This window comes from Paenibacillus sp. FSL H8-0048 (genome assembly GCF_038002825.1).
Taxonomy (GTDB): domain Bacteria; phylum Bacillota; class Bacilli; order Paenibacillales; family Paenibacillaceae; genus Paenibacillus_AQ.
The window spans coordinates 4,504,313-4,525,595 of sequence record NZ_JBBODF010000001.1 but is presented as its reverse complement, the minus strand read 5'-3'; the positions used below and the strand labels follow the sequence as shown (position 1 = coordinate 4,525,595).

Annotated in this window: 23 protein-coding genes and 2 riboswitches; of the genes, 10 read left to right on the top strand and 13 right to left on the bottom strand. The window is 52.1% G+C overall.

Annotated elements, in window-relative coordinates:
* Window positions 1–210: 210 nt before the first annotated feature.
* The 3 genes from NSU18_RS19255 to NSU18_RS19245 all read left to right on the top strand — a co-directional run bounded on the left by NSU18_RS19255 (window position 211) and on the right by NSU18_RS19245 (window position 1,916).
* Window positions 211–552 (top strand): hypothetical protein, encoded by a 342-nt coding sequence (locus tag NSU18_RS19255; protein ID WP_341015402.1) that lies wholly within the window; start codon window positions 211–213, stop codon window positions 550–552.
* 12 nt (window positions 553–564) lie between these two features.
* Window positions 565–717 carry a small acid-soluble spore protein P gene (locus tag NSU18_RS19250; protein WP_036698929.1) on the top strand — a complete coding sequence of 51 codons (153 nt, stop codon included), beginning with the start codon at window positions 565–567 and terminating at the stop codon, window positions 715–717.
* Between the two features lie 104 nt (window positions 718–821).
* On the top strand, window positions 822–1,916 hold the full coding sequence (locus NSU18_RS19245) for a DUF6612 family protein (RefSeq protein WP_341015400.1): 1,095 nt from the start codon (window positions 822–824) through the stop codon (window positions 1,914–1,916).
* A 75-nt stretch (window positions 1,917–1,991) separates the two neighbouring features.
* On the opposite strand, the gene NSU18_RS19240 is transcribed toward NSU18_RS19245, so the two are convergent.
* Together NSU18_RS19240 and tadA are read right to left on the bottom strand one after the other, a co-directional pair.
* Entirely contained in the window at window positions 1,992–2,567 is a 576-nt protein-coding gene (locus NSU18_RS19240) for a GNAT family N-acetyltransferase (protein ID WP_341015399.1), read from the bottom strand.
* 42 nt (window positions 2,568–2,609) lie between these two features.
* Complete coding sequence (gene tadA, locus NSU18_RS19235) at window positions 2,610–3,113, bottom strand: tRNA adenosine(34) deaminase TadA (protein ID WP_445321813.1); 504 nt, start codon at window positions 3,111–3,113, stop codon at window positions 2,610–2,612.
* A 429-nt stretch (window positions 3,114–3,542) separates the two neighbouring features.
* On the opposite strand from tadA, the gene NSU18_RS19230 reads away from it, so the two are divergent.
* Together NSU18_RS19230 and NSU18_RS19225 are read left to right on the top strand one after the other, a co-directional pair.
* Window positions 3,543–5,750, top strand: coding sequence for an ATP-binding protein (locus NSU18_RS19230; protein WP_341149811.1), 2,208 nt, complete (start codon window positions 3,543–3,545; stop codon window positions 5,748–5,750).
* Window positions 5,737–6,438 carry a pseudouridine synthase gene (locus NSU18_RS19225; RefSeq protein ID WP_341015395.1) on the top strand — a complete coding sequence of 234 codons (702 nt, stop codon included), beginning with the start codon at window positions 5,737–5,739 and terminating at the stop codon, window positions 6,436–6,438. Before NSU18_RS19230 ends, NSU18_RS19225 begins: the two co-directional genes overlap by 14 nt.
* Before the next feature lie 89 nt (window positions 6,439–6,527).
* Here the strand turns inward: NSU18_RS19225 and motB are convergent, their stop codons facing one another.
* A complete protein-coding gene (motB, locus tag NSU18_RS19220; RefSeq protein ID WP_341015394.1) occupies window positions 6,528–7,349 on the bottom strand; it encodes a flagellar motor protein MotB in 822 nt (273 codons plus the stop codon).
* A complete protein-coding gene (gene motA / locus NSU18_RS19215) occupies window positions 7,333–8,133 on the bottom strand; it encodes a flagellar motor stator protein MotA (protein WP_341015393.1) in 801 nt (266 codons plus the stop codon). The genes motB and motA overlap by 17 nt, the downstream gene beginning before the upstream one ends.
* A 203-nt stretch (window positions 8,134–8,336) precedes the next feature.
* Between motA and NSU18_RS19210 the strand changes: the two genes are divergently transcribed.
* Window positions 8,337–8,630, top strand: coding sequence for a hypothetical protein (locus NSU18_RS19210; protein WP_341015392.1), 294 nt, complete (start codon window positions 8,337–8,339; stop codon window positions 8,628–8,630).
* A gap of 210 nt (window positions 8,631–8,840) precedes the next feature.
* A complete protein-coding gene (locus tag NSU18_RS19205; protein ID WP_341015390.1) occupies window positions 8,841–9,116 on the top strand; it encodes a 4a-hydroxytetrahydrobiopterin dehydratase in 276 nt (91 codons plus the stop codon).
* Window positions 9,117–9,210: 94 nt separating this feature from the next.
* Here the strand turns inward: NSU18_RS19205 and NSU18_RS19200 are convergent, their stop codons facing one another.
* The 6 genes from NSU18_RS19200 to NSU18_RS19175 all read right to left on the bottom strand — a co-directional run bounded on the left by NSU18_RS19200 (window position 9,211) and on the right by NSU18_RS19175 (window position 15,182).
* Window positions 9,211–9,567: a c-type cytochrome gene (locus NSU18_RS19200; protein ID WP_076084861.1), complete on the bottom strand. Its 357-nt coding sequence runs from the start codon at window positions 9,565–9,567 to the stop codon at window positions 9,211–9,213.
* A 126-nt stretch (window positions 9,568–9,693) separates the two neighbouring features.
* Window positions 9,694–10,179 carry a GNAT family N-acetyltransferase gene (locus NSU18_RS19195; RefSeq protein ID WP_341015388.1) on the bottom strand — a complete coding sequence of 162 codons (486 nt, stop codon included), beginning with the start codon at window positions 10,177–10,179 and terminating at the stop codon, window positions 9,694–9,696.
* A 280-nt stretch (window positions 10,180–10,459) separates the two neighbouring features.
* Window positions 10,460–10,951, bottom strand: coding sequence for a C40 family peptidase (locus NSU18_RS19190; RefSeq protein ID WP_341015387.1), 492 nt, complete (start codon window positions 10,949–10,951; stop codon window positions 10,460–10,462).
* Window positions 10,952–10,955: 4 nt separating this feature from the next.
* Window positions 10,956–11,098, bottom strand: a riboswitch (cyclic di-AMP (ydaO/yuaA leader).
* Between the two features lie 388 nt (window positions 11,099–11,486).
* Entirely contained in the window at window positions 11,487–11,915 is a 429-nt protein-coding gene (locus NSU18_RS19185) for a C40 family peptidase (RefSeq protein WP_341018508.1), read from the bottom strand.
* Between the two features lie 57 nt (window positions 11,916–11,972).
* Window positions 11,973–12,111: riboswitch (cyclic di-AMP (ydaO/yuaA leader) on the bottom strand.
* Window positions 12,112–12,323: 212 nt separating this feature from the next.
* The gene (locus NSU18_RS19180) at window positions 12,324–13,157 is read right to left on the bottom strand and encodes a hypothetical protein (RefSeq protein WP_341015381.1); all 834 of its coding nucleotides are present in this window, start codon (window positions 13,155–13,157) and stop codon (window positions 12,324–12,326) included.
* Window positions 13,158–13,166: 9 nt separating this feature from the next.
* Complete coding sequence (locus tag NSU18_RS19175; RefSeq protein ID WP_341149810.1) at window positions 13,167–15,182, bottom strand: M1 family metallopeptidase; 2,016 nt, start codon at window positions 15,180–15,182, stop codon at window positions 13,167–13,169.
* A 104-nt stretch (window positions 15,183–15,286) separates the two neighbouring features.
* On the opposite strand from NSU18_RS19175, the gene NSU18_RS19170 reads away from it, so the two are divergent.
* Window positions 15,287–15,793 (top strand): YwhD family protein, encoded by a 507-nt coding sequence (locus tag NSU18_RS19170; protein WP_341015377.1) that lies wholly within the window; start codon window positions 15,287–15,289, stop codon window positions 15,791–15,793.
* Window positions 15,794–15,885: 92 nt separating this feature from the next.
* Here NSU18_RS19170 and NSU18_RS19165 read toward each other — a convergent pair whose 3' ends face one another.
* The 3 genes from NSU18_RS19165 to NSU18_RS19155 all read right to left on the bottom strand — a co-directional run bounded on the left by NSU18_RS19165 (window position 15,886) and on the right by NSU18_RS19155 (window position 19,485).
* Window positions 15,886–16,368, bottom strand: coding sequence for an AbrB/MazE/SpoVT family DNA-binding domain-containing protein (locus NSU18_RS19165; protein WP_340750394.1), 483 nt, complete (start codon window positions 16,366–16,368; stop codon window positions 15,886–15,888).
* Between the two features lie 267 nt (window positions 16,369–16,635).
* Window positions 16,636–17,313, bottom strand: coding sequence for a DNA-3-methyladenine glycosylase (locus tag NSU18_RS19160; RefSeq protein WP_341015376.1), 678 nt, complete (start codon window positions 17,311–17,313; stop codon window positions 16,636–16,638).
* 99 nt (window positions 17,314–17,412) lie between these two features.
* On the bottom strand, window positions 17,413–19,485 hold the full coding sequence (locus NSU18_RS19155) for a transglycosylase domain-containing protein (protein WP_341015374.1): 2,073 nt from the start codon (window positions 19,483–19,485) through the stop codon (window positions 17,413–17,415).
* A gap of 254 nt (window positions 19,486–19,739) precedes the next feature.
* On the opposite strand from NSU18_RS19155, the gene NSU18_RS19150 reads away from it, so the two are divergent.
* Window positions 19,740–20,597, top strand: a complete 858-nt coding sequence (locus NSU18_RS19150; RefSeq protein WP_341015371.1) for a carbon-nitrogen hydrolase family protein — start codon at window positions 19,740–19,742, stop codon at window positions 20,595–20,597.
* A 15-nt stretch (window positions 20,598–20,612) separates the two neighbouring features.
* A complete protein-coding gene (locus NSU18_RS19145) occupies window positions 20,613–21,281 on the top strand; it encodes a GNAT family N-acetyltransferase (protein ID WP_341149809.1) in 669 nt (222 codons plus the stop codon).
* The last annotated feature ends 2 nt before the right edge of the window (window positions 21,282–21,283 follow it).

Here is a 21,283-nt window from a genome sequence, read left to right as displayed (position 1 = left end):
TTTTTTTGTTTTTTAAGAAATTATGATTTTCTTCTGATGTGATTCTAGAGAAATCCTGCAAATTGCGCAGCAATGCCTGACACTAGCACCCTTCACCCGTTAAGGTGAGTTTGTTCTTAGCTAAGGCCTCTTTTTCACAGAAGCTGTTCCGGCGGGAATAAAAAACCGGCTTTCTCCGCAATGTATTAGAGAAGGAGGCTGATGATAAAGATGGACCGACAATTGCAAGTAGATCAGCAGAGTCTGGTGTCTGCCTGGCAGGAGCGGCTGCCGGAGCTGATGGACAATGGAGACAGCTTCAGTGTGCAGGGGGATGCGGCCAACGAGAACAGTCTGCTCATCCATTTCAATGCAGCAGGACGGCAGGGGTATTCTCTGGATTTCCGCTGCACCTATGTGGATAGCCGCGAGGTTGCCGTAGACTTGCTTGACGCCGAGCAGGCCGGGGTACACGCAGATGAGCAGCTAGATGCTGTTCAGCTGTTGGCGCAGCAGTATACGAGACAGATTCATGAGTGCGCACAGGCCCTTCAAGGCTTAACTAATCCATAGGAGGTAATCGTAGTGAGCAAACCCAAGAGCATGCCTGTACCCGGCGTACAGCAGGACAATCAGGGGCCCCGCAAGGAGCACCATTCTTCAGGTCCGGCACCGTTATCCGGGTCTAAAAAGGTGAAGCAGGCCAACCATGTGGACCATAACAATCCCCAGGGTTAAAGGAAATATGGAACGAAATTAGTAAATGATGTTTCTCATATTTGCCAAATGGTTTATCATTAGGGAGGGGAAAGAATTTTTTTACATGGGAGAGGAGAAAAATAATGAACAAAAAATGGGGGTTATCCGCTGCCGCTTTACTGTTAACTGCTGCAGTAATTCTGCCGGGATGTGCAAAGAAAGAGGAGCCTAAGGCAGCTCTGACTTCAGCTGCAGCCAAAGCTACAGCTATGACATCTTACGAAATGAAGACCAAATTAGTTATTAATGATCTGTCGATAGACACAGGCACCAATGAAGCAGATGCTTCAACGGGCCAGATGCTCAGCATGCTTAAGAACGCCGAGCTTACCATCGATGGAGTCTACCAGGCAGAGCCGATGCAGACAGAAATGACAACCGTTCTGAATCTGAAGGGGGACATGGCCATGTCCTTCACGGTTCCAATGGTAATGACCGGACAGAAGCTGTATGTCAAAGTACCTTCGATTCCGTTCCTGCCGATTCCTGAGACGATCGTGAACAAATTCGTAGAGCTGGATCTGAAGCAGCTGGCTGAAGAACAGGGCGCTGAATTCAATCCTGCACAGATGGATGCACAGAAGGTGCAGAAGCTGTCGAATGAAGTGATGAATACCTTGCTTGGCGAATACGATCAAGCCAAGTATTTCAATGATATCAAACCGAAGGATGCAGGCCTGCCTGAAGGCGTAGAAGCCAAGCAGGTCGTTCAATTCCAGGTTACCAACGATAACGTCAAAGAGGCGCTTACCATTCTGGTGAACAACGCTATGCCGAAGATTATTGATATTCTGGGCAAAGAAGAATACAAGGATCTGCTGCAGGTTGAGCCAGCCAAGCTGGCCGAAGCCAAGGAGCAGCTTCAATCCAGTGAAGCCCGTGCAGAGTTCGACAAGAGCCTGGCTGATCTAAACAAGTATCTCACTATTAACCAATTCCACCTGAATACCGCTGTCAACAAAGATGATTATCCGGTATACCAGGATATGCTCATGGACATCAAGGTTAATGATCCTGACAAGGGTGAGAATGTTACCTTATCTATGAATGCAAGCAACCAATACAGCAAGATCAATGAGAAGCAGACCTTCAAGATTGGCATTCCGCAAGGCGATGATGTCATCACTCTGGAGGAGCTGCAGCAGCAGTTCGGAAACACAGGTACGAGTACTTATTAATACCATAGTTGCGCACGCTAAAAACCCGTATGAGCGAATTCCACTCATACGGGTTTTTGTGTGGACATATGAAGGTTAAGGGGACTGCTGTTCCTCTGGCAGGAACTCCTCAGCCAGAATGGCATAGGTACGATGATCCTGCCATTCGCCGTTGATCCGGATGAAGCGGCGTGCGAGTCCTTCAGCCTGGAAGCCGTTCTTCTCCAGCACTCGGCGTGAACCGGTATTATGAGGCAGAATGGCAGCCTGTACCCTGTGAAGCCCCAGAGAGCGGAAGGTGTACCCGAGGATCAGGTGTACAGCGGCACTGGTATGTCCTTGCCCTTGCTTCTCATGATCGATGAGATATCCGATATCGCAGAATTGTCCGACTCCCCTCACTACGTTAGAGATCGTAATCTGGCCGATCAGCTCCCCGCTGAGCAGATAAATGCCGAACATATACGCCCGGTCCAGCCGGGCTTCCAGGATACGCTGGTTAATGAGCTGATGCTGGCTCTCCAGGGTGAAGTAATCTTCATCGCGCAGGGGTTCGAATTGCTGGTGCGCGGTACGGTTGCGCAGACGAAGGCTTAGCAGCTCCTCAGCATCTTTAAGCTCCAGCAGCGAGAGATAGATCCCCTGTGCGTTGTTATACAGCTTGTAGGACATCTGGTATTCTCCTTATATATGCATAATATGTTAATGGGCGTTCTAGAGCTTCGCAGGCCGCTTCCGCAGCTTGCGGAAGAAGGAGGTCAGCAGCTCCGCACATTCCTCCTGCAGAACGCCCTGGATGACCTCTGTGCGATGGTTAAAGCGTGACTCCTCCAGCAGGTTCATGAGGGTCCCTGCACAGCCCGCCTTGGGGTCTGGAGTGCCATACACGGTAAGTGGCAGCCTGGACTGCACCATCGCCCCTGCACACATGGGACAAGGCTCCAGGGTAACATAGAGCCGGCAATCAAGCAAACGCCAGGAGCCCAGGACTCTACTGGCTTCCCGAATCGCCACCATCTCTGCATGGGCAGTGGAGTCGAGCGTTGTCTCACGCAGATTATATCCGCGGCCTATAATTTGGCCTCCGTGGACGACCACGGCACCAATTGGTACTTCGCCCAAGGCTTCAGCCTTGCGGGCCTCTCCTATCGCTTCTGTCATCCAATGTTCATGAATGGCCCGCTCCTCCGCCGGCAGTTCTTCAAGCCTGGTAATCAAATGCATCTTCCCTTCTTCTATGCCCATTGTCCAACGAACAAATATTCGTTCTTAACAAATTGTGTACAACTCTGTGGATAACGACCGACTTATACACAAAATTGTGCACATCGCGATTTGGCAAAATGTTTATATGTGCATAACCTGTGGATGGTTTCTTACCTATTGTAGAGAAACTGTCCCGATAATTCAATATCTGCCAGCGCCCGGCTGTAGGGAAAGGCCTTTTCAAATGGAAGGGCAAAAGGTATGATTATGTTGAATGCCCGCTAGGATTTACCAGCGGATAAGAGGTGAACAATACGCTTGTCCATAAAAACGAAACTATCAGCGATTATTTTTGGCTCGGTGCTCTTAATCTTGATGCTTAATCTTACACTCAATCTTTATGCTGCCCGGAATAATCTGCGTAATGAGAGTGTGAGCAACATGAAGATCACTGCGAAGCAGGTGGCCGTATCGGTGGAGCAGAGCGGCTATAGCTCGAATTACGTGCAGGATAAAATTGCCCAGAACCTGCGGTTGACTGCCATTCTGGCGTCCTATGAGCTGGACCCGGATATCAGGAATATTACCAATCAACAATTGAAGGCGCTGTCCACCAAGCTGGGGGTGTCGAATATCTCGCTGCTGGTGAAGACTGCGGATGATATTATCGTAGCCAAATCTTCAGATCCTGCAGAGATTGGACTTTCGACCAAGGGCATGGGTTTTTGGTATGTGGCTTTTCTGGAGCTGTTTGCAGGCCAGCGCGTATCTGTTGATCAGGGGCAGTCCCTGGAGAATTTCTGGTCCGGGCCATTTGAATATTCAACCTCCAATCCGGAGTATATTGATAAATGGGGCTATTATTATGACGGGGCCCGTAATTATATCATAGATCCGTTCGTCCGGAGTACAGCGGTAAGCGATTATGTCAAAATTATGAGTCCTGATGAGATCATCCAGGAATCCAAAGCTGTAAATCCCGGGATTCTGGAAATTACGGGAATTAATCCGAAGACCTTCGGGGCCTCAAGCATGCTGCCTGACGGCACAGATCCCAAGAATACGAAGCTGCGGAACCGCCCTATTCAGTACGGCACCTATTCATACGGCAATATAGCAGAGGACAAGGCGGCAATCCGTGAAGCATTGAATAAGAGCGAGCCGGTAACACTGGATACGAAGGCATTGGGTAAAAGAGTGCTCAAAAGCTTCATTCCGATTGAGCGCCCGGGAGCCGCGGATTATGTGATCAGTGTAGTCATGGACTACCAGGCGATCTCCTCCGTCATCCGGGAGCAGCTGTTCAATAATATCACTACCTCGGTGCTGCTGCTGATTATCTTCCTTCTAGTGAGTTATGTCCTGGCCGGTGTTGTTACCCGCCCGATTCAGGATATACTGGCTAAGGTCAATGATGTGGCCAAGGGCAAGTTCGAGCCCCCGCTTAATGTATCCAGCCGTGATGAGCTTGGACAGCTGGCCCAGCGCATCAATGCGATGACCTCACATCTGCTGCAGCATACGAACCGATTGGGGCAGACGCTGGAGGAGAACCGTGCGGTGAAGGAGCATCTGGAGTCGGTGATTAACGGAACTTCAGATGCCATCCACACCGTGGATATGGAGGGGCGGATCATCAGTACGAACAGAGCCTTCGAGGACCTCTATGGATGGGGTGCTGCAGACGCGCTGATCAAGCCGCCTTATCTGGTTCCTGCCACCGTGCAGCAACAGGAGAGTATACGATTGCAGCAGCTTAAGGACGGAGCCTCTTTACCGCCTGTTGAGACTGTCAGGCTGAAGCGTGACGGCTCCCTGGTAGAGGTCAGCGTCAGCAGCTCGGTTATCCGGGATGAAGAGGGCAACCCGCAGTCGGTTGTACATGTATCCCGTGACATGACAGAGCGCAACCGGATTGAGGAGCTGCTCAGACGCTCAGAGAAGCTGACTACAGTCGGCCAGCTTGCGGCAGGCGTTGCCCATGAGATCCGCAATCCTCTGACCACTCTGCGGGGCTTCCTGCAGCTTCAGCAGGAGAAGAAGGTTCTCGTTCCGCTGCATATTGATCTGATGCTCTCGGAGCTGGACCGGATCAATATGATTGTCAGTGAGTTCCTGATTCTGGCGAAGCCGCAGGCGGTTCATTTCCAGCAGAGGGATCTGCGGCATATTGTCGGCGATGTCATCTCGCTGCTGGACAGTCAGGCCCACCTGTTCGGTATTGAATTCACCACGGATTTCTCGGGAGTACCCGCCATGGTACATTGTGAAGAGAATCAGCTGAAGCAGGTATTTATCAATGTGATCAAAAATGCAATAGAAGCGATGCCAGACGGGGGAACGATTACCGTGGAGCAGCAGGAGCAGGCGGATTCTGTCGTTATTGTGATTACGGATGAGGGCGGAGGCGTCCCTGAGGATATGCTGCCCAAGCTGGGGGAGCCGTTCTTCACGAATAAAGAGTCAGGAACCGGGCTTGGCCTCATGGTCAGCCAACGGATCATTCAGGCCCATAAGGGCAGCCTGGAGATTAGAAGCGAGTATGGCCGGGGGGCACAGGTAATCATCAAGCTGCCTGAAGCAAAGGAGCAAGCACCTCCGGCCGGTATGAATATAGAACGGAGTGAAGACGAGCATGAGAATCAATAAATTCATCAGTGAGACAGGCTATTGTTCACGCCGAGAAGCAGATAAGCTGGTTGAGGGAGGACGGGTCACCATCAACGGTGAGCCCGCAATGCTGGGCAGCCAGGCAGAAGCCGGGGATATTGTGCTGATCGACGGCAAGCCGCTTCAGACGGGCAGCAGGATCGTGTATATCGCGCTTCATAAGCCGGTGGGCATTACCTCTACCACAGAAGCGCATATTCAAGGCAATATTGTCGATTTCATAGGGCATGAGGAGCGGATATTCCCGATCGGGCGGCTCGACAAGGATTCAGAGGGATTGATTCTGCTCACCAATGACGGTGACATCGTTAATAAAATATTGCGCGCTGAAGGCAAACATGAGAAGGAATATGTGGTCACTGTAGATCGACCTGTTACGCCTTCTTTCCTGACCGGTATGTCCACCGGCGTAAGAATTCTGGGCAGCAAGACGCTGCCTTGTGAGATTACGCGGATTAGTGAGCGGGTATTTCGTATCGTGCTGACCGAAGGCAAGAACCGGCAAATCCGCCGCATGTGCAGCGCCTTCGGTTATGAAGTGCGGCGGCTGCAGCGCATCCGGGTAATGAATATCCGCCTTGGCGCGCTGAAGACCGGAGAATGGCGGGAGCTGTCTCAAGAGGAGAAGCAAGAGCTGGGAGCTATGCTGAACTATCAGCTGCAATAAGATTATATTGACCCTACCTATAATAAGAGCTGCTCCGATGGACCCTGGCAGGGGTCGTTCGAAGCAGCTCTTATTGGTTTCATTTCGATTCAGGGAGCTGTTACATTAGAGACATCCGTTGTCTCTGTAGCAGCGTCCTTATATTTACGAAGGATGGATACTTCTACCCGGCGGTTCTTGGCCCGCCCGGCAGCCGTAGCATTACTGGCGATGGGATGATATTCGCCAGAACCGGTGGGGCTGAACTTCGTCGGGTCCAGGTTGGGATTCAGCAGCAGAATCTTCATGAACTCAAGGGCACGGTCTACGCTAAGATCCCAGTTCGAGGAGTACGTGCTGTTGGAGATCGGAACATTATCGGTATGCCCCTGTACCAATACTTCATAATCAGGGAATTGCTGCAGCATAGTTGAGATCGACTTGGCCAACTGGCGGGATTCATCCTTCACTACAGCCTGTCCCGAAGCAAACAGGGCATTGTCGCTAATCGTGATCATCAGCTGAGACTGATTCAGCTTCGTGCTAAGCAAGTCGGTCATTCCATTGTTCTTGATGTACTGGTCAAACTGCTTCTTCAGCTTCTCCAGATCCTCCTGCTCCTTGGCACGGAGCTTAGAGAGATCGGAGGTTCCAGTGTTCTTGGCAATCACATTGTTCATTTTATCCTGCTTTCCCTGGTCCAGCTGGGTGCTGGTCGGGGAATCCGACCGGTACTCCAGAACGCCGCCGCCGCCGCTGAGCGCTGAATTGAAGGCTTCAGCCATTTGCTGAAATTTAACGGCGTCTGTTGCGCTCATGGCGTACATAACAAGGAACAGAGCAACCAGCAGGGTCATCAGATCGGAATAGGGAAGCAGCCAGGATTCATCTGCATGCTCTTCATGTTCCTCATGCCTAGTCTTTTTGCTCACTGGAAGCCCCCTCCTTCTCGCTCAGCTTGGCACGCTCGGACGGAGTCAGGAAGACGGACAGCTTCTGGTTAATGGCAATGGTAGACACCCCGGACTGAATGGAGAGCAGGCCCTCCACCATCATCAGGCGGACTTCAATCTCGCGTTTGGATATCCGCTTCAGCTTGTTGGACATAGGGTGCCACATGACATAACCGGTGAATATCCCGAGCAGGGTTGCAATGAAGGCACCGGCAATCGCGTGGGCCAGAACGTCCATATTACTCATATCGCCCAAGGCGGCAATCAGCCCGATAACAGCACCGAGGACCCCCAGCGTAGGAGCGTACATCCCGGCCTGGGAGAAGATCAGGGCCCCGGCTTTATGTCTGTCCTCAGTGGCATGAATATCTTCCATTAATACATCCCGGACGAACTCCTGATCGTTGCCGTCAATAATCATCCGCATGCCGTTTCGGAGGAAGGCATCTTCAATCTCATCGACATTGGACTCCAGGGCAAGCAGCCCTTCGCGGCGGGTAATGGACGCCCATTCCATGAACATGGTAATCAGTTCGGGCTTGCCGACCATTTTTTTCTTCGTAAACAGGATCTTTAGCAGCTTAGGGAAATTCTTGACTTCCGACATCGGAAAGGCCATGAAGATAGAGGCAGCCGTGCCAAGAAAAATAATGACATAGGCAGCGGGGTTGTTCAAGCTTGCAAGCGGAGCATGCTTGAGTATCATCCCCCAGACTACTGCGATCAGACCAAAAACCAGGCCTAGAATTGTTGAGATTTCCATTTATGCACCTCGTCCATGAGAATTAAGAAGTGATCGACTAACCGCGTAATTCGTCCTTGAACCGCGGGAGAACACTCTGTTCGTAACCAAATCACGTATATTCTTCTTTATCGACATCATTCCCTTTTTTGTGAAGTGATTTTTTCGGCTATAATAGATAAGGTAGGTTATTATTCATCAGCGAAGAAAACGGAGTGATTGATGTGGGAGTTAAGCATGGCAGAGATTACGGTGAAATTCTGGTTGAACTGACAGGAGCCGTTGGACGGATTTCAGACGGGTACATTTTTTTTGAAATGGAGCCTGAAGAGTGGACGAATCTGCCGGAGGAATCGAGGCAGGAGGTCTGGGAGGCGCTTGCGGAAGACCTGTTCTACGCGCTGGGCAATGAGCCGGTCATTCAGGTGGGCAGCGGAGTTGTAATGTACGATAAAGAAACACACCGCATTAACATTCTGCTGGGCGATGAAGATTTGGCTTCGGTCGTTCTTGTATAAAGCAGGGGCAAAATGCGGCAGCTGGTTTGTCCCGGGCATCCGGCCATGTTAAGATTGGAAGTGGAGTACTAATTGCCGGGATGTCAGAATACATTTAATCAAAAATCTTTGGCCTGGCACATCCCTTGGACTTTCTGAAGCTGAGGGATGTTTTATTTGGAGGAAAGAGCAGGCTTAAGAAACCGTTAACTTAGCAAGGGAGGAAACGAATTGCAATTAACTGAGGAACAACTGCAGGAGCAGATCGGCAAGCTTGAGGGTTGGAAGCTGGAGAGGGATAGGCTGGTGCGCAAATATATGTTCAGTGAATATATGAAGGGAATTGCTTTTGTAGATGAGGTAGCGGCAATTTCGGAGGCCTTTGAGCATCACCCGCATATCACCATTGATTACAAGACGGTCGTTCTGCGGCTGGCTGCAGATGTGGAGAAGCTCGATCTCCGCCAGGCGCATGAATTTAATGAGGCATTCGAGAAGACCCGCTAGAGGACAAGGCCCCTAAGAAGACAACAGGAATATCTGGTCAATAGAAATGCCCGTGCAAGGATCATTCGTTATCCTCGTCACGGGCATTATACATTTATTTCTTCTCAGCCAGCCATAAGGCTACATTCGCAATCTCTTCAGGGGCCAGCCTGTCTTTGAAGGGAGGCATCTGTCCGCGGCCCTTGGTGACTATGCTGTAAATCTGAGCTGCGTCATGCGAAGCGCCTTCCTGCTGCAGGCTGGGTCCCGCCCCGCCCTGAAGCTGGTCACCGTGGCAGGAGATACAATTGGCCTTCACTGTGGCTTCTGCGCCCGCAGCGTCCAGCACAACCTCCGGCATGGTCGGCTTGTTCTGTTCGGCTACCTCAGATTTACCGGGTAAGGTAAACATTAAGATTACTGCAAAGGCACAGGCGGCAAAAAACAAACCGCTCATGATCCATTTCTGCATCTGCATCCGTCCCTCCATGTAAGCTGCTGACTCCATTATAGCGGAAGGTGAAGCGTTATCATAGTATGTGTGTCAAAAAAATGAACACAAATGATCCATTTTTTGAAAATCAATCTATTTCTGGTGCTATTCCTCATAGACCATGCAATAAAAAGGCTTATTACCGGTCGGAGTGCGGCGTTCATAGGTATCCGTTATAGTGAACCCGCATTTCTGATAAGCGCGGATGGCGCGCTGGTTCCAGGTCAGCACCTCCAGGTCGATCTCACGCTCCGGGTAACGCGCCTGTGCTGCCTGCACAATAGCCTTCATGAACAGATGCCCCATCCCATGGCCGCACAGCTCGGGCCGCATTCCGACACCAAGCCGGACTACCCCCTCCATCGGAAAGAGCTGGGCAAAGCCGCACAGATCCCCCTGCCCGTTCACGACAGATACATATTGCTCACTTCGCAGCTGCGGATCTCCGAACTCCACCCCCAGCGCCTGCATCTGCTCCCAGGACATCCAGCCGTAAATATTATACGGAGGCTTGTAGCTCCACTCACAGATCTCAGCGGCATGCTGCGGCTCCATAGGCACCACGTAAAAGGTTAACGGGGAGCTTATCATTAGGGGAGACCTCCTTCCAGCCGAAACGGTATCATCCTTTAAAGGGACGGCAAGGCCGTTTCCACTTGTTCTTAATATTAATTATATACAAAAACGGCCAGTTTCGACGCAAATTCCTTGCGGAAATGCAGAAACTTGACAAACGCCAATAATTATTTTCCGAAAGTATAGAATCGGTGTTTTACAAATATAGAGGCGGGTAAGTAATTTTATAGACAAAAAAAGCCCTTCTCCAAGATTTCGGGAAAAATCTCGGAAAAGAGCGTTTGGTTGCAAAAAATTATTGTACATCATCATTGTCTTGGGAATCCGAAGCTACATTCTTGTAAGCATCTGTACTCATGATTCGTTTGGCGCCAACGTAGCGGTTGACGTAATAGCTGTCACTCAGCGAACTGATGGTTACACCACGTGAGGAAGAGGCATGGGCGAATTCGCCGTCACCGACATAAACACCGACATGAGACACGCCTTTACCATTGGTATTAAAGAATACCAGATCGCCCGGTCTTATCTCGTCACGGGACACGGCAGTGCCCATCTGATACTGGGAGCCGGATTGATGGGGCAGGTTAATGCCGATCTTATCAAAAACATACATTGTAAATCCGGAGCAATCAAACCCGTTAGTTGATGTACCGCCGGACACGTATTTGGTTCCGATGGCTTTGTCGATCACTTTATCCATTTTGGAATCCGCGAAAGCGCTTCCTGCTCCGATGGTGAAGATAATGGACAAGCTTAGTACTGCGGCTGCTAGCTTCTTCTTCAAAAGTAAATACCCCTTCCAATGCCTACGAGGTTAGCTTAAGGGTTCGGTTGAAGGTCCCCTATGACCCCTCTTAGAATAGGAGGTCAATTCACCCAAAGTGGTTCCCCCGTTTCCCTAATTCATTAGGGAACTCGGCACGACTGTTGATTAGGATTAGCGGTTCATTCAATACATGACAAAACCTTTGTTAAAAGCGATTCAATAATTACAAAAATGTTACTAAAAGCTCACTGCGATAATTGTAACAAAGACTAAAGCGCTTGGCAATCACTTATAACATATTAATGCATCTTTTTTGCTGTTTTTTAGAGTTATAGCCCTTTCGGAAGACTCATAACTATGCGCAGGCATTATTTTATATGATTTTTTCTTTGTTTTTGCAAGAAAATGCTGTTTCAAGGCTGTAGATTCGGGTAAAAGGTAGAATAAGGAAAAGGAAAAACCCGGAAATGATTACGGCAATAATCATCCCGGGCTCGTATAAGTTACATTTAGTTGTTAGAGGCTGAAATATTCGGGGTATGCTTCAAAAGGTTCAATCGTAAGCGACAGCTTGGTAGGCTGTTGTGCTCATTACTCGTTTGGCGCCAACGTAGCGGTTGGCCCAGTAGGACTGGCTCATCGAACTGATGGTTACACCACGTGAACTTGAGGACTGTGCGAACTTCCCGTTTCCAACATAAATACCGACATGGGACACTCCGTTACCCAGGGTATTGAAGAACACGAGATCACCGGAACGCAGATTGCTCTTAGATACACTTGTTCCAACTTTGTACTGTGCTTTCGAGGTGCGGGGCAAGGAAAGTCCTACATTCTTGAACACATACTTGGTAAATCCGGAACAGTCGAAGCCGCTGGTGGTTGTGCCCCCGGTTTTATACGACGTCCCAATGGTTTTTGAAATCACAGTATCCATTTTGGAATCTGCGAAGGCACTGCCTGCTCCGAGTGTGAATACCATCACAAGACCCAGCGCTGCTGCGGTGCATTTTTTCTTGAAATTCTGACTAATCAAAAGATGTACTCCTTCCAGGGCCTGCGAGGTTAGCTTAAGGATTCGGTAGAAGGTTCCCCTATGACCCCTCTAAAGCGAGATCAATTCACCCAAAATATGGTTCCCCCACTTCCCGGTGCAGGGAATTCGGCGTTTTATGCACCAGAACAGTGACTTATCGGCATTGATTAAATTGCAATAGTTACGGAAGATTTTGCTTTAAATATTACAAGTTTGTTACTACTAGTACAGCCATCATTGTATCAGAGGATTTACTCTTTTGCAAATGCTTTTGTCCTCCGGTTCATGCAAAAAAGAGTCCTGCTCCCTGATAAGGGGCTGTGACTCTCTTTAGTATGCCGCTTCAGCAGCTTATTATTGTGGAAATGATTTACTGGACCAGAGATGGTACTGGGCAGCGATTCCCCACATGTTGAACAGCGTGGAGGGCAGCGGAGCGGCCTGGCGGAGCATAATAGCCGGCAATCCGGGATAGAACAGAGCAGAGGCGCTGCAGAGCAGAATTACGGCCAGGCTTCCCGCTCCCAGAATGACGGATATACCGATCGAAGGCATCAGCATCTTCAGACAGATCAGCAGCGAGGAGAACATGCCGTTACCTGCGGTATAGCCGAACTGCATATAGAGCAGAAGCTTGCGGACAAGGAAGAGATAGAGCAGCCAGCCTAGCACATAAGGCACCAGCTTGAGCAGGAGCTGTACATCGAGAACGCCGCTAAGCAGATGACGGTACATACGCGGAAGCAGCCAATAGAGCGGCAGGAGGGTTAGCGCCCATTCGGCTATGCCGAACACCAGCATCGGTAGCCCATATTTTCTCATTCCGGGAAAAAAGAACAGTCCCCGCGCTCCGGCGCGCTCCTGGTGAAGCTCATGCAGCAGCCCTGCACGGATAAAGGGAGTCACCAGCAGCCTTAGCACTGTCAGCGCCAGCAGCATCCACAGCCAGTGCTGCACGGCAGGGTCGGTGCGCAGCGCGGTCTGACCTTCGATATAGTACAGCAGCCTGCCTATTCCGCTGCCGCCGGCATTCGCATCCGGGTAGCGGAGCAGGACGGGGACAACCGCGCTTTTAATGAATTTGTACAGGAAATATCCCCAGAACAGCCGGTAGATAAATAGCAGAATCAATATATAGAACTGCTCTTTCATACTGATCCAACCGCGGGCAATTGAACTTTTCACCATTCCTTCACCTCACCAGACAAGAGTTCCGAGCAGGGTTTCAAGCAGAGTAGATGCGCTAAGCGTCCAGCGGGAGAGTGTACGCGGCTCAAGCTCCGCCATTCTGAAATTATTTAGATGCCTGCTCTCCAGCAGAATGGAATGCCCCGGATCGATCTCTGCGGAGACCAGCGGCGCTTTATACGCTAACTCGAAGGAAGTAGACTTACCCTCGCCATTCCAGTATTGCTGCACAGTGTACCCGTCTGCGAAGGTGAATTTCACGGGAACATCGGGGTACAGGCTGCCTTTATTGCTTACATCGACCACAGCGCTATAGCGGCTGTCCCCGCCATCGCTGTTGTCCCGTCTGACCGTGAGCCTGATATCATCAACTGCGAAGTCGGGTGCCCCCCCGCCATAGACATACCGTTCAAAATAAGTCTGCCAGGATTGCTTGGTCACTTTCTCCACAACCTTCTGGAAGTCGGCGGTGGTCGGGTGCTGGAAGCGGTATTTGCGGGCATAGGCGGCGAGGATGGCATCCATATTCTTGGTCCCGGCGATGCGTTCGATATCCTTCAGCACCAGCTTGCCACGGATATATACATTGCGCGTGTAGGCATCATCACCGGTGTATTTCCAGGTCTCCAGCTTAAGCGGCTGTGAAGAGGAGACCAGGCTGGACTGCAGCGGGAGGCTTGAGACCACGCCGTATTCCTGCTCCATCAGCCGGTCTTCGGCATACGAGGTGAAGCTCTCATCAAGCCAGGCTTCTTCGAATTCATTACTGGCCACCAGGCCGTAGAAATACTGGTGCCCGATCTCGTGGATAATTGTGCGCTCCAGGGAAGTGCCCGGTGAAGAGTCGGTGGCGCCGAAGGCGGTAATCAGGGTCGGATACTCCATTCCTCCGGCCCCGTTGCCGGACTCCGGCGGGACAACGATCGATAAGGTGGAATACGGATAAGGGCCGTACCACTTGCTGAATGCCATCAGTGCAGCCTCAGCCGCCTGAAAGTAGCGCTCCTGGAGATGCTTGTGCAGCGGGTCCAGATAGAGCTTGATTTTCACCCCGGGCACCTGCGGCGCAGAGAAGGCCTTCTCGGCAACCACGAAATCAGGCGATGCGGCCCAGGCGAAGTCATGGACGTCATCTGCATAGAACTGATAGATCTTGCGCCCCTTTACAACCTTGGCGTCCCTCACCGGAAACCCGGTTGCGGCGACCTTATACTCGGGCGGGACAGAAATCGATACATTGTAGATTCCAAAATCACTATAAAACTCGGAGTTGCCGTGATACTGGTGCAGGTTCCAGCCTTCTTCCTTGAGTCCTCTTCTGCCGGCCGGCTCATAGACGCTAAGCTTCGGAAACCACTGTCCGGCCATCACGAAGTCGTCAGCGGTTCCCATCCGGGCGAAAATTTTGGGCAGCTTGACCTCGAATTTAAGCCTTACCGTCACGCTCTCACCGCCGTTCACCGGCTGCGGCAGATGGACCTTGAGCAGTGTTCTGTCATTGACATTGCCGTCGTCTGGCTGCACATATTGTGTGCGCTGCATTAGCGAGACGCCCTCGGAGGTCCGTAAATCTGTCAGGGTAATGCTCCCGTAACCCCCTGCAGGCATGGTGTCACCGCGAAGCGTACCCCCGGACTCCTTCATGAAGGTGGTGCTGGCGGATGCGAATGCATTGGGATACAGATGAAAGTAGAGCTCCTGGACCGGCTTTACGCCCGGATGGGTCCAGGTCAGCGTCTCGGAGGCGGCCAGGGTCTCCTTATCGGGCAGGAGCTCCACATCCATGTGGTATTCAACCACGCGCTGGCTTAAAGCCTCTGTCTCCGATGTGTAGATCGTATCGGAAAGATCGGACTGCACGGGCTGCTGCCGGGGGATAATGGCGGGGGACTTGGCCTCTTTTGGAACAGAGGCAGTCCATACGGCAGGGCTATGCCCTGACAGAAACCATATTCCGCCTCCAAGCAAGGTGAGGACAGCCAGGGCTGCGAAGATGAGGGTATACCTTAATGAATGTGGCTTCATACTATGATTCCTCCCGTGACAAGCATCTACGGGATGTATATGTTTGCAATCGCCGCATTATTAGCTAAAATTAAATAATTAGTGAATGGAAAGGATGTGCACATGTGGATAACGTACAACCGGAGGGCAAAAAACAAATTGCCTTGAATATTGTGAACGCCAGAGCCAAGCATAAAGGCTTCGGTGCAGGCTCGATTGATCTGAACAATGTATCGCCTGTCATTATTGATCAGGGCATCGCCGTTATCGATATCGGTGCCATGCATGCCAAGAGCAAAGTGGAGAAGGGGATTAAATTCTCTATGAACCGTGAGGATGTTCCGGCGGGAAGACAGGTATGGGTCGTATGGGTCGCCGTTGACCGTACCCCGGAGGGGCAGTTCTACGGCGGAATTACCGCCTGTGAGATGTGGATTGACACCGAAGCGCGCCGCGGCTGGAAGATTCTTGCGGATCATGTCAATAAGCTGGATGCGGCCTTGAAGCGAAAGCTTATTCTGGATGGACTTGGAAGTACCGAGCGGGCAGCGCTGAAATCCCTGCTGATGGCCCATAATGAAGAGTGGTGGGCCGCTTCCCCTGAGGAGCTGAAGGCCGCGCTGTCGGACTAGAAGATCATGTATAGGCTTGTCCCAAAAATTAAGGCTTGGCCCCGCCGGGGCCAAGCCTTATCTGATGTCTAAGCAGGGATGAATGAATAACGTTACTGCGGATCTGTTCTGCCGGAAGTGTTCAGCTTGCGCTTGAGCTGGCTGACTCTGGCTTGACTGATGCCAAGAACCTCGGCAAGCTCCTTCTGGTTGGCATAAGGATGATCTTCGATCGCTTTCATAAGACGCAGACTCATTTCTTCGGTCTTGCTTCTCCGTCCTCCGCGTGCCGGCTCGGGATGCTCTTCTGCTGAACTTGGGGAGGCATGGATGGGTTCTGATCCGCGATCGGGGTCACTTAGCTCCTTCAGACAGGTATTGCAAATGAACTGATCCTTATAGTAGGTCACATGATCAAGACTTCTGCAAAAGGTGCATTCTGTGGAGGTGTACTTTCGGAGGACAATGATATCCTCATCCAGTATAAAAAATTCGATAGGATCCCCAATGTCAATATTACGTGTCATGCGGATTTCTACGGGAACCACAATTCTTCCGAGACTGTCTAAGCTTCGGATCATGCCTGTATCTTTCATCCCATGTCCCTCATTTACATCTTTATATTTTTTGTAGATATATATGATTATAGCAGTAATTGTAAGTTAAGAGAACGGGGGAAGCGTATACAAATAGGGGGATTTATTGTCATTTTATAGGAGTGTTTATCATTTTTTGGCGTCTGAGGGTGCGGAAATCAAAAATCGAAGAAAAACCTCTCCGCCTGGGAAGTCCCAAGAGAGAGGCTGATTAGGGTTCTCTTATTAATACCCAATATACCACAGCCGAAACAGGGGTATAGGTCTTTAGAACAGCTTATGGGGCTGTGCCTGCGGATCGCTGACCGAGACATAAGGATTGCCCCGCAGATAGAAGCGCCAGGGGCGCCCGGCATACTCTTCTGCATAAGGAATATTGATGCGCGGGGCCTGGACAATATCCAGGGACTCCGGGTCTTCCCCCTGCTCGATGCTCAGCGGGCCTTCCGGCAGATCGAATCTGGAATGGTTAAGACTCTTGTCAATCCGCAGCGCCCGGCACAGCTTGCCCGGCCCGCCGGAGAGGTCCGAGGGCTTCCTGACGGCAACACCCCTGTATGCCGTCATAAGCACGGCATCCCTTTCCGTAAGCGGCTCTACTGCCCGGATCAGAACGGCATGCGGCTCATCACGGGCAGCAGTTACGACATTCAGGCAATGGTACATGCCGTAGATCAGGTATACATACACTGCACCTCCGGCGCTGAACATGACCTCCGTCCGGGCGGTCCGGCGGCTGCCATACGCATGGCTGCCTTTATCCTCGGCACCTCCGTAGCTTTCTGTCTCCACAATGCGGCAGCGGATGTCCCCGTCTTCCGTGCGGCGGACCAGATGCTGGCCAAGAAGGCGCGGCGCGGCTTCAACTGCCGCGAGCTTGTAGAGCTCAGGCTGCAGCAGCTGTGGCGCGTCCGGCTCAAGGCCCGCTGAATAATTCGGCTTCATGGATGAATGACACACCTTCCTGCGGCGGAGTTAGGCGCGCGTACGCCTCTGCCGGTCTCCCCATCGTAACGCAGGGCAGCGGGAAGCGGCAATCCCCGGTTAGTTCATCCACCAGCGCTTGATATTATTCCATAGCGAATGTTCTTCCTTAACCGGATCAGCAGGACCGGAAGGCGTAGGGCTGTCGGAAGCACCGGGTTCACCGGAGCTGTGCTGGTCACAATATCCGGTAGGCTCTGTGCCGGTGATGAAGGTCTCCAGCTTTTTCTCAGGACAGTCAGCTGTAGCCAGCATGCCGGACAGCGGATCGATATATACGCTGACTACGCCATCGGGAATGGGGAAAATCTTCGGCGGCACATTCTCCAGCGCTTTCTCTGTAAATCCGGCGAAGATTGGCGCTGCCCGTCTGCCGTCGGCGGTTGCTATATCGCGGCCCTTATCGTATCCGACCCACACGGCGGTTGAGAGCTCGGGCGTGAAGCCTACCATCCATCCGTCTGTATCTGTAGTGCCGGTCTTGCCGGCAACCGGACGCTTGATCATCGAGGCCACCCGGTTCCCGGTGCCTCCGCTCTCGAAGACCCCCTCCATCAGCCGGGTTAACACATAAGCTGCTGCCGGCTCAACCACGGGCTGACCCTCAGGCTGCGGAGCTTCATATAGAAGATGTCCGCCCGCATCCGTAATCTTCAGGACTGCAGTGACCGGCTGCTTCACTCCGCCATTCGCAATCACTGCGAAGGCTGCGGCCATCTCCAGCGGGCTGACAGGCGAGGTTCCGAGCGCCAGAGAGGGAACGCTCTGCAGCGGGCTGTTAATCCCCATGGCGGCCGCCATAGCGGCGACCTTATCTGCCCCGATCTTCATAATGGTATTCACTGCATAGATATTGTCGGATGCGGCAATGGCTTGCCGCATATTAATCTCTCCCAGATATTTATCCCCGAAGTTCCGGGGCTGGTATGTCTTGCGGTTGTTATCATAATGGAACAGCGTCGGCTGGCTGTTGAAGACGGACAAGCCGGTCATTTCTTTGGTCGACAGCGCCGCCAAATACATAATCGGTTTAAAGGAAGAGCCGGGCTGGCGCGTCTTCGCCAGCGCATGGTTGAAGGAGCTCGTCCGGTAATTCGTACCCCCGACCATAGCCTTCACATAGCCGGTGCGGGGATCAACAGAGACGAGGGCTGTCTCCAGCTCGCTGCTGTGGTCCATGCCCTGATCCACGGCCGCTTCAGCAGCCTGCTGCATATCCGGGTCAAGTGTCGTATAGACATTTAGCCCGCCCCGGTCCAGCTCGTCACTGCTGATATGCAGGCTGTCGATCACAAGACTGCGCACATAATCACGGAAATAGGGTGCAGCCACCGCGGTGTCCTTTTGACCCTGCGGGCTCAGCTTAAGCTGCTCCTTAGCTGCCTCCTGTGCCTGCGATTCCGTAATATCCCCCGTATCAACCATAGCGGCCAGGATGATGCCTTGACGCTTCAAGGCGCTGTCCAGATGATTATATGGAGAATAATAGGTGGGTCCCTTGGGCACTCCGGCCAGCAGGGCGCTCTCCGCCAGATCCAGATCTGCAGCAGCTTTGCCGAAATACATCCGGGCCGCAGCTTCAATTCCATAAGCGCCGTGCCCGTAGTAGATCTCATTTAAGTACATATTCAGAATTTCATCCTTAGAGTATTTCATTTCCAGCTGCAGGGTATATAGCGCTTCTTTGGCCTTGCGGGTCCAGGTCTTCTCGTGGGTCAGGTACAGATTACGCGCGAGCTGCTGGGTTAAGGTGCTGGCCCCTTGCGTGCGTCTGCCCGCCTCCAGATTGGCGAGTACCGCTCTTCCCATGCCTTTCAGATCAAAGCCGATATGATTATAGAATTTCCGGTCCTCCACAGCCAGCGTGGCCTTGATAAGCAGCGGGGAGATCCGGTTAAGCTCAACAGGCTCGCGGCTGCGGCCGTCTGTAGTGAAGGTGGTCATTACATTGCCCCTGGCGTCAAGCAGTCTGGAGCGGACATCATCCCCGAGTGGGGGAAGCGGCTTCTGATATAGGTATCCAAGCAGAGCGCCGGCGGCCAGCAGGAACAGCAGGGCGGAGACAACCAGCAGCCGAAAGAGCAGGCGGAAGCGGCGTTTGCGGACTTTGGGTGTGGCGGAATCGCGCGTCATGGCATCAGGCTCCTTCGAATTCAAGCAGTTACACAGGCTGGGTCCATAAGGGCTACCGCTGCTTGTATTCCTCATTATGGGAAAGGTTGTGAAGAGATATTCACCATTGGCAGAGAAAGCGGTTCTTGCCGAACATGGCGGAGAACCGGGAGCATACGCTCTCTGCGCAATATGTGATTTTATGAACGGTTATGGTAAAATTTTAGATACTTATGAGAATGCATGTAACTATCATGCCCGGGAGGACTGCCGCCATGGCTTTTCGCGTATCTGCTGTACAATATCATTTGCACACCATCTCTTCCTTCGAAGAGTTCGCTGCCGAGTGTGAGCACTATATCAAGACGGCCGGAGAGTACGGCGCTGAATTTATCCTCTTCCCTGAATTTCTTACGACACAGCTGATGTCGATCGGAGGCGGGAACGGGGAAGCGATGGGGATAGAGGATCTGCCGCAGTTCACCGACCGTTACCTGGAGATGTTCTCCGGGTACGCCAAGAAGTATGCCGTACATATTATTGGGGGGACTCATGTGCTGCGGCGCAGCGGCAAGCTGTATAATGTAGCCCATCTTTTTTATCCGGACGGAAGAATTGCCGAGCAGGCCAAGCTGCATATTACCCCTGCCGAGGTAGAGGGCTGGAATATGGGCGCGGGTGAGGAGCTTCAGGTATTCCAGACAGATCATGGAACCATTGCCATGCTGACCTGTTACGATATTGAATTCCCTGAGATTGTGCGCATGGCCCGGGCTAAGGGCGCAGATGTGATCTTCTGCCCGTCCTGCACGGATGACCGCCACGGCTTCCACCGGGTACGGTATACGAGCCATGCCCGGGCTATCGAGAATCAAGTCTACGTGGTGCTGACCGGGACGGTAGGCTCGCTGCCTACCGTTGACCTGATGCGGTCCAACTTCGGCCAGGCAGCGATAATTACACCCAATGACATTCCGTTCCCTCCGCAGGGTCTGCTGGCCGAAGGAGAGATCAACAATGATATGATCATCACCGCCGATCTGGATCTGGAGCTGCTGTACCGCGTCCGGGAACACGGGTCTGTAACCACCTGGCGTGACCGCCGCACTGACCTGTACACCGACTGGAAGTAAGGGGGGAACTAGCGGATGTATTATAAGAAGTTCTACGCTCTGGACGGCCAGACACCGGTGCCTGCGGTGATCCGTTCCTATACGGAAGCTGACTTCACCGAGCTGATTACGATCCAGTCTGAGGCGTTCCCGCCGCCTTATCCTGCGGAGCTGTGGTGGAACCGGGAGCAGCTGCTGAATCATGTGACACTTTTTCCGGAAGGGGCTTTATGTGTGGAGGTGGCCGGGGAGCTGGCCGGATCGGTTACCGGATTCCTGATGAATTTCGACCCGGAGGCGCCGATGCATCATCATACGTGGTCAGAGGTTACGGCAGACGGTTACCTTACTTCGCATCAGCCGGACGGGAATACGTTGTACATAGCGGATTTGTGTGTCCGTCCCAAATACCGCAAGCTGGGTCTGGGCAAGGAACTGGTCCAGTCGTTATACCATGTCGTCGTGGAACTGAAGCTGGAGCGGCTGCTCGGAGCGGGCCGGATGCCGGGCTATCACAGGGTGGCCGGTCAGATGACAGCGGAAGAGTATCTGGCCGGGGTGGTCGCCGGAAGCTGGTCTGATCCGGTGATTACTTTTCTGCTGCGGTGCGGCCGGTCTCCGGTTAGTGTAGTCGCAGGTTATCTGGAGGACGAGGAATCAGGGAATTACGCAGCGCTGATGGAATGGCGGAATCCTTTTAAATAAAT

Coding starts and splice junctions, on each gene's coding strand:
- NSU18_RS19175 (WP_341149810.1), bottom strand. CDS start 15,182: ATGAAGCCACATTCATTAAGGTATACCCTCATCTTCGCAGCCCTGGCT.
- NSU18_RS19160 (WP_341015376.1), bottom strand. CDS start 17,313: ATGAAGCCGAATTATTCAGCGGGCCTTGAGCCGGACGCGCCACAGCTG.
- NSU18_RS19185 (WP_341018508.1), bottom strand. CDS start 11,915: ATGGTATTCACACTCGGAGCAGGCAGTGCCTTCGCAGATTCCAAAATG.
- NSU18_RS19150 (WP_341015371.1), top strand. CDS start 19,740: ATGGCTTTTCGCGTATCTGCTGTACAATATCATTTGCACACCATCTCT.
- NSU18_RS19245 (WP_341015400.1), top strand. CDS start 822: ATGAACAAAAAATGGGGGTTATCCGCTGCCGCTTTACTGTTAACTGCT.
- NSU18_RS19180 (WP_341015381.1), bottom strand. CDS start 13,157: ATGGTGAAAAGTTCAATTGCCCGCGGTTGGATCAGTATGAAAGAGCAG.
- NSU18_RS19230 (WP_341149811.1), top strand. CDS start 3,543: ATGAAGATCACTGCGAAGCAGGTGGCCGTATCGGTGGAGCAGAGCGGC.
- NSU18_RS19240 (WP_341015399.1), bottom strand. CDS start 2,567: ATGTCCTACAAGCTGTATAACAACGCACAGGGGATCTATCTCTCGCTG.
- NSU18_RS19255 (WP_341015402.1), top strand. CDS start 211: ATGGACCGACAATTGCAAGTAGATCAGCAGAGTCTGGTGTCTGCCTGG.
- NSU18_RS19200 (WP_076084861.1), bottom strand. CDS start 9,567: ATGCAGAAATGGATCATGAGCGGTTTGTTTTTTGCCGCCTGTGCCTTT.
- NSU18_RS19195 (WP_341015388.1), bottom strand. CDS start 10,179: ATGATAAGCTCCCCGTTAACCTTTTACGTGGTGCCTATGGAGCCGCAG.
- NSU18_RS19145 (WP_341149809.1), top strand. CDS start 20,613: ATGTATTATAAGAAGTTCTACGCTCTGGACGGCCAGACACCGGTGCCT.
- NSU18_RS19165 (WP_340750394.1), bottom strand. CDS start 16,368: ATGAAAGATACAGGCATGATCCGAAGCTTAGACAGTCTCGGAAGAATT.
- NSU18_RS19155 (WP_341015374.1), bottom strand. CDS start 19,485: ATGACGCGCGATTCCGCCACACCCAAAGTCCGCAAACGCCGCTTCCGC.
- NSU18_RS19225 (WP_341015395.1), top strand. CDS start 5,737: ATGAGAATCAATAAATTCATCAGTGAGACAGGCTATTGTTCACGCCGA.
- motA (WP_341015393.1), bottom strand. CDS start 8,133: ATGGAAATCTCAACAATTCTAGGCCTGGTTTTTGGTCTGATCGCAGTA.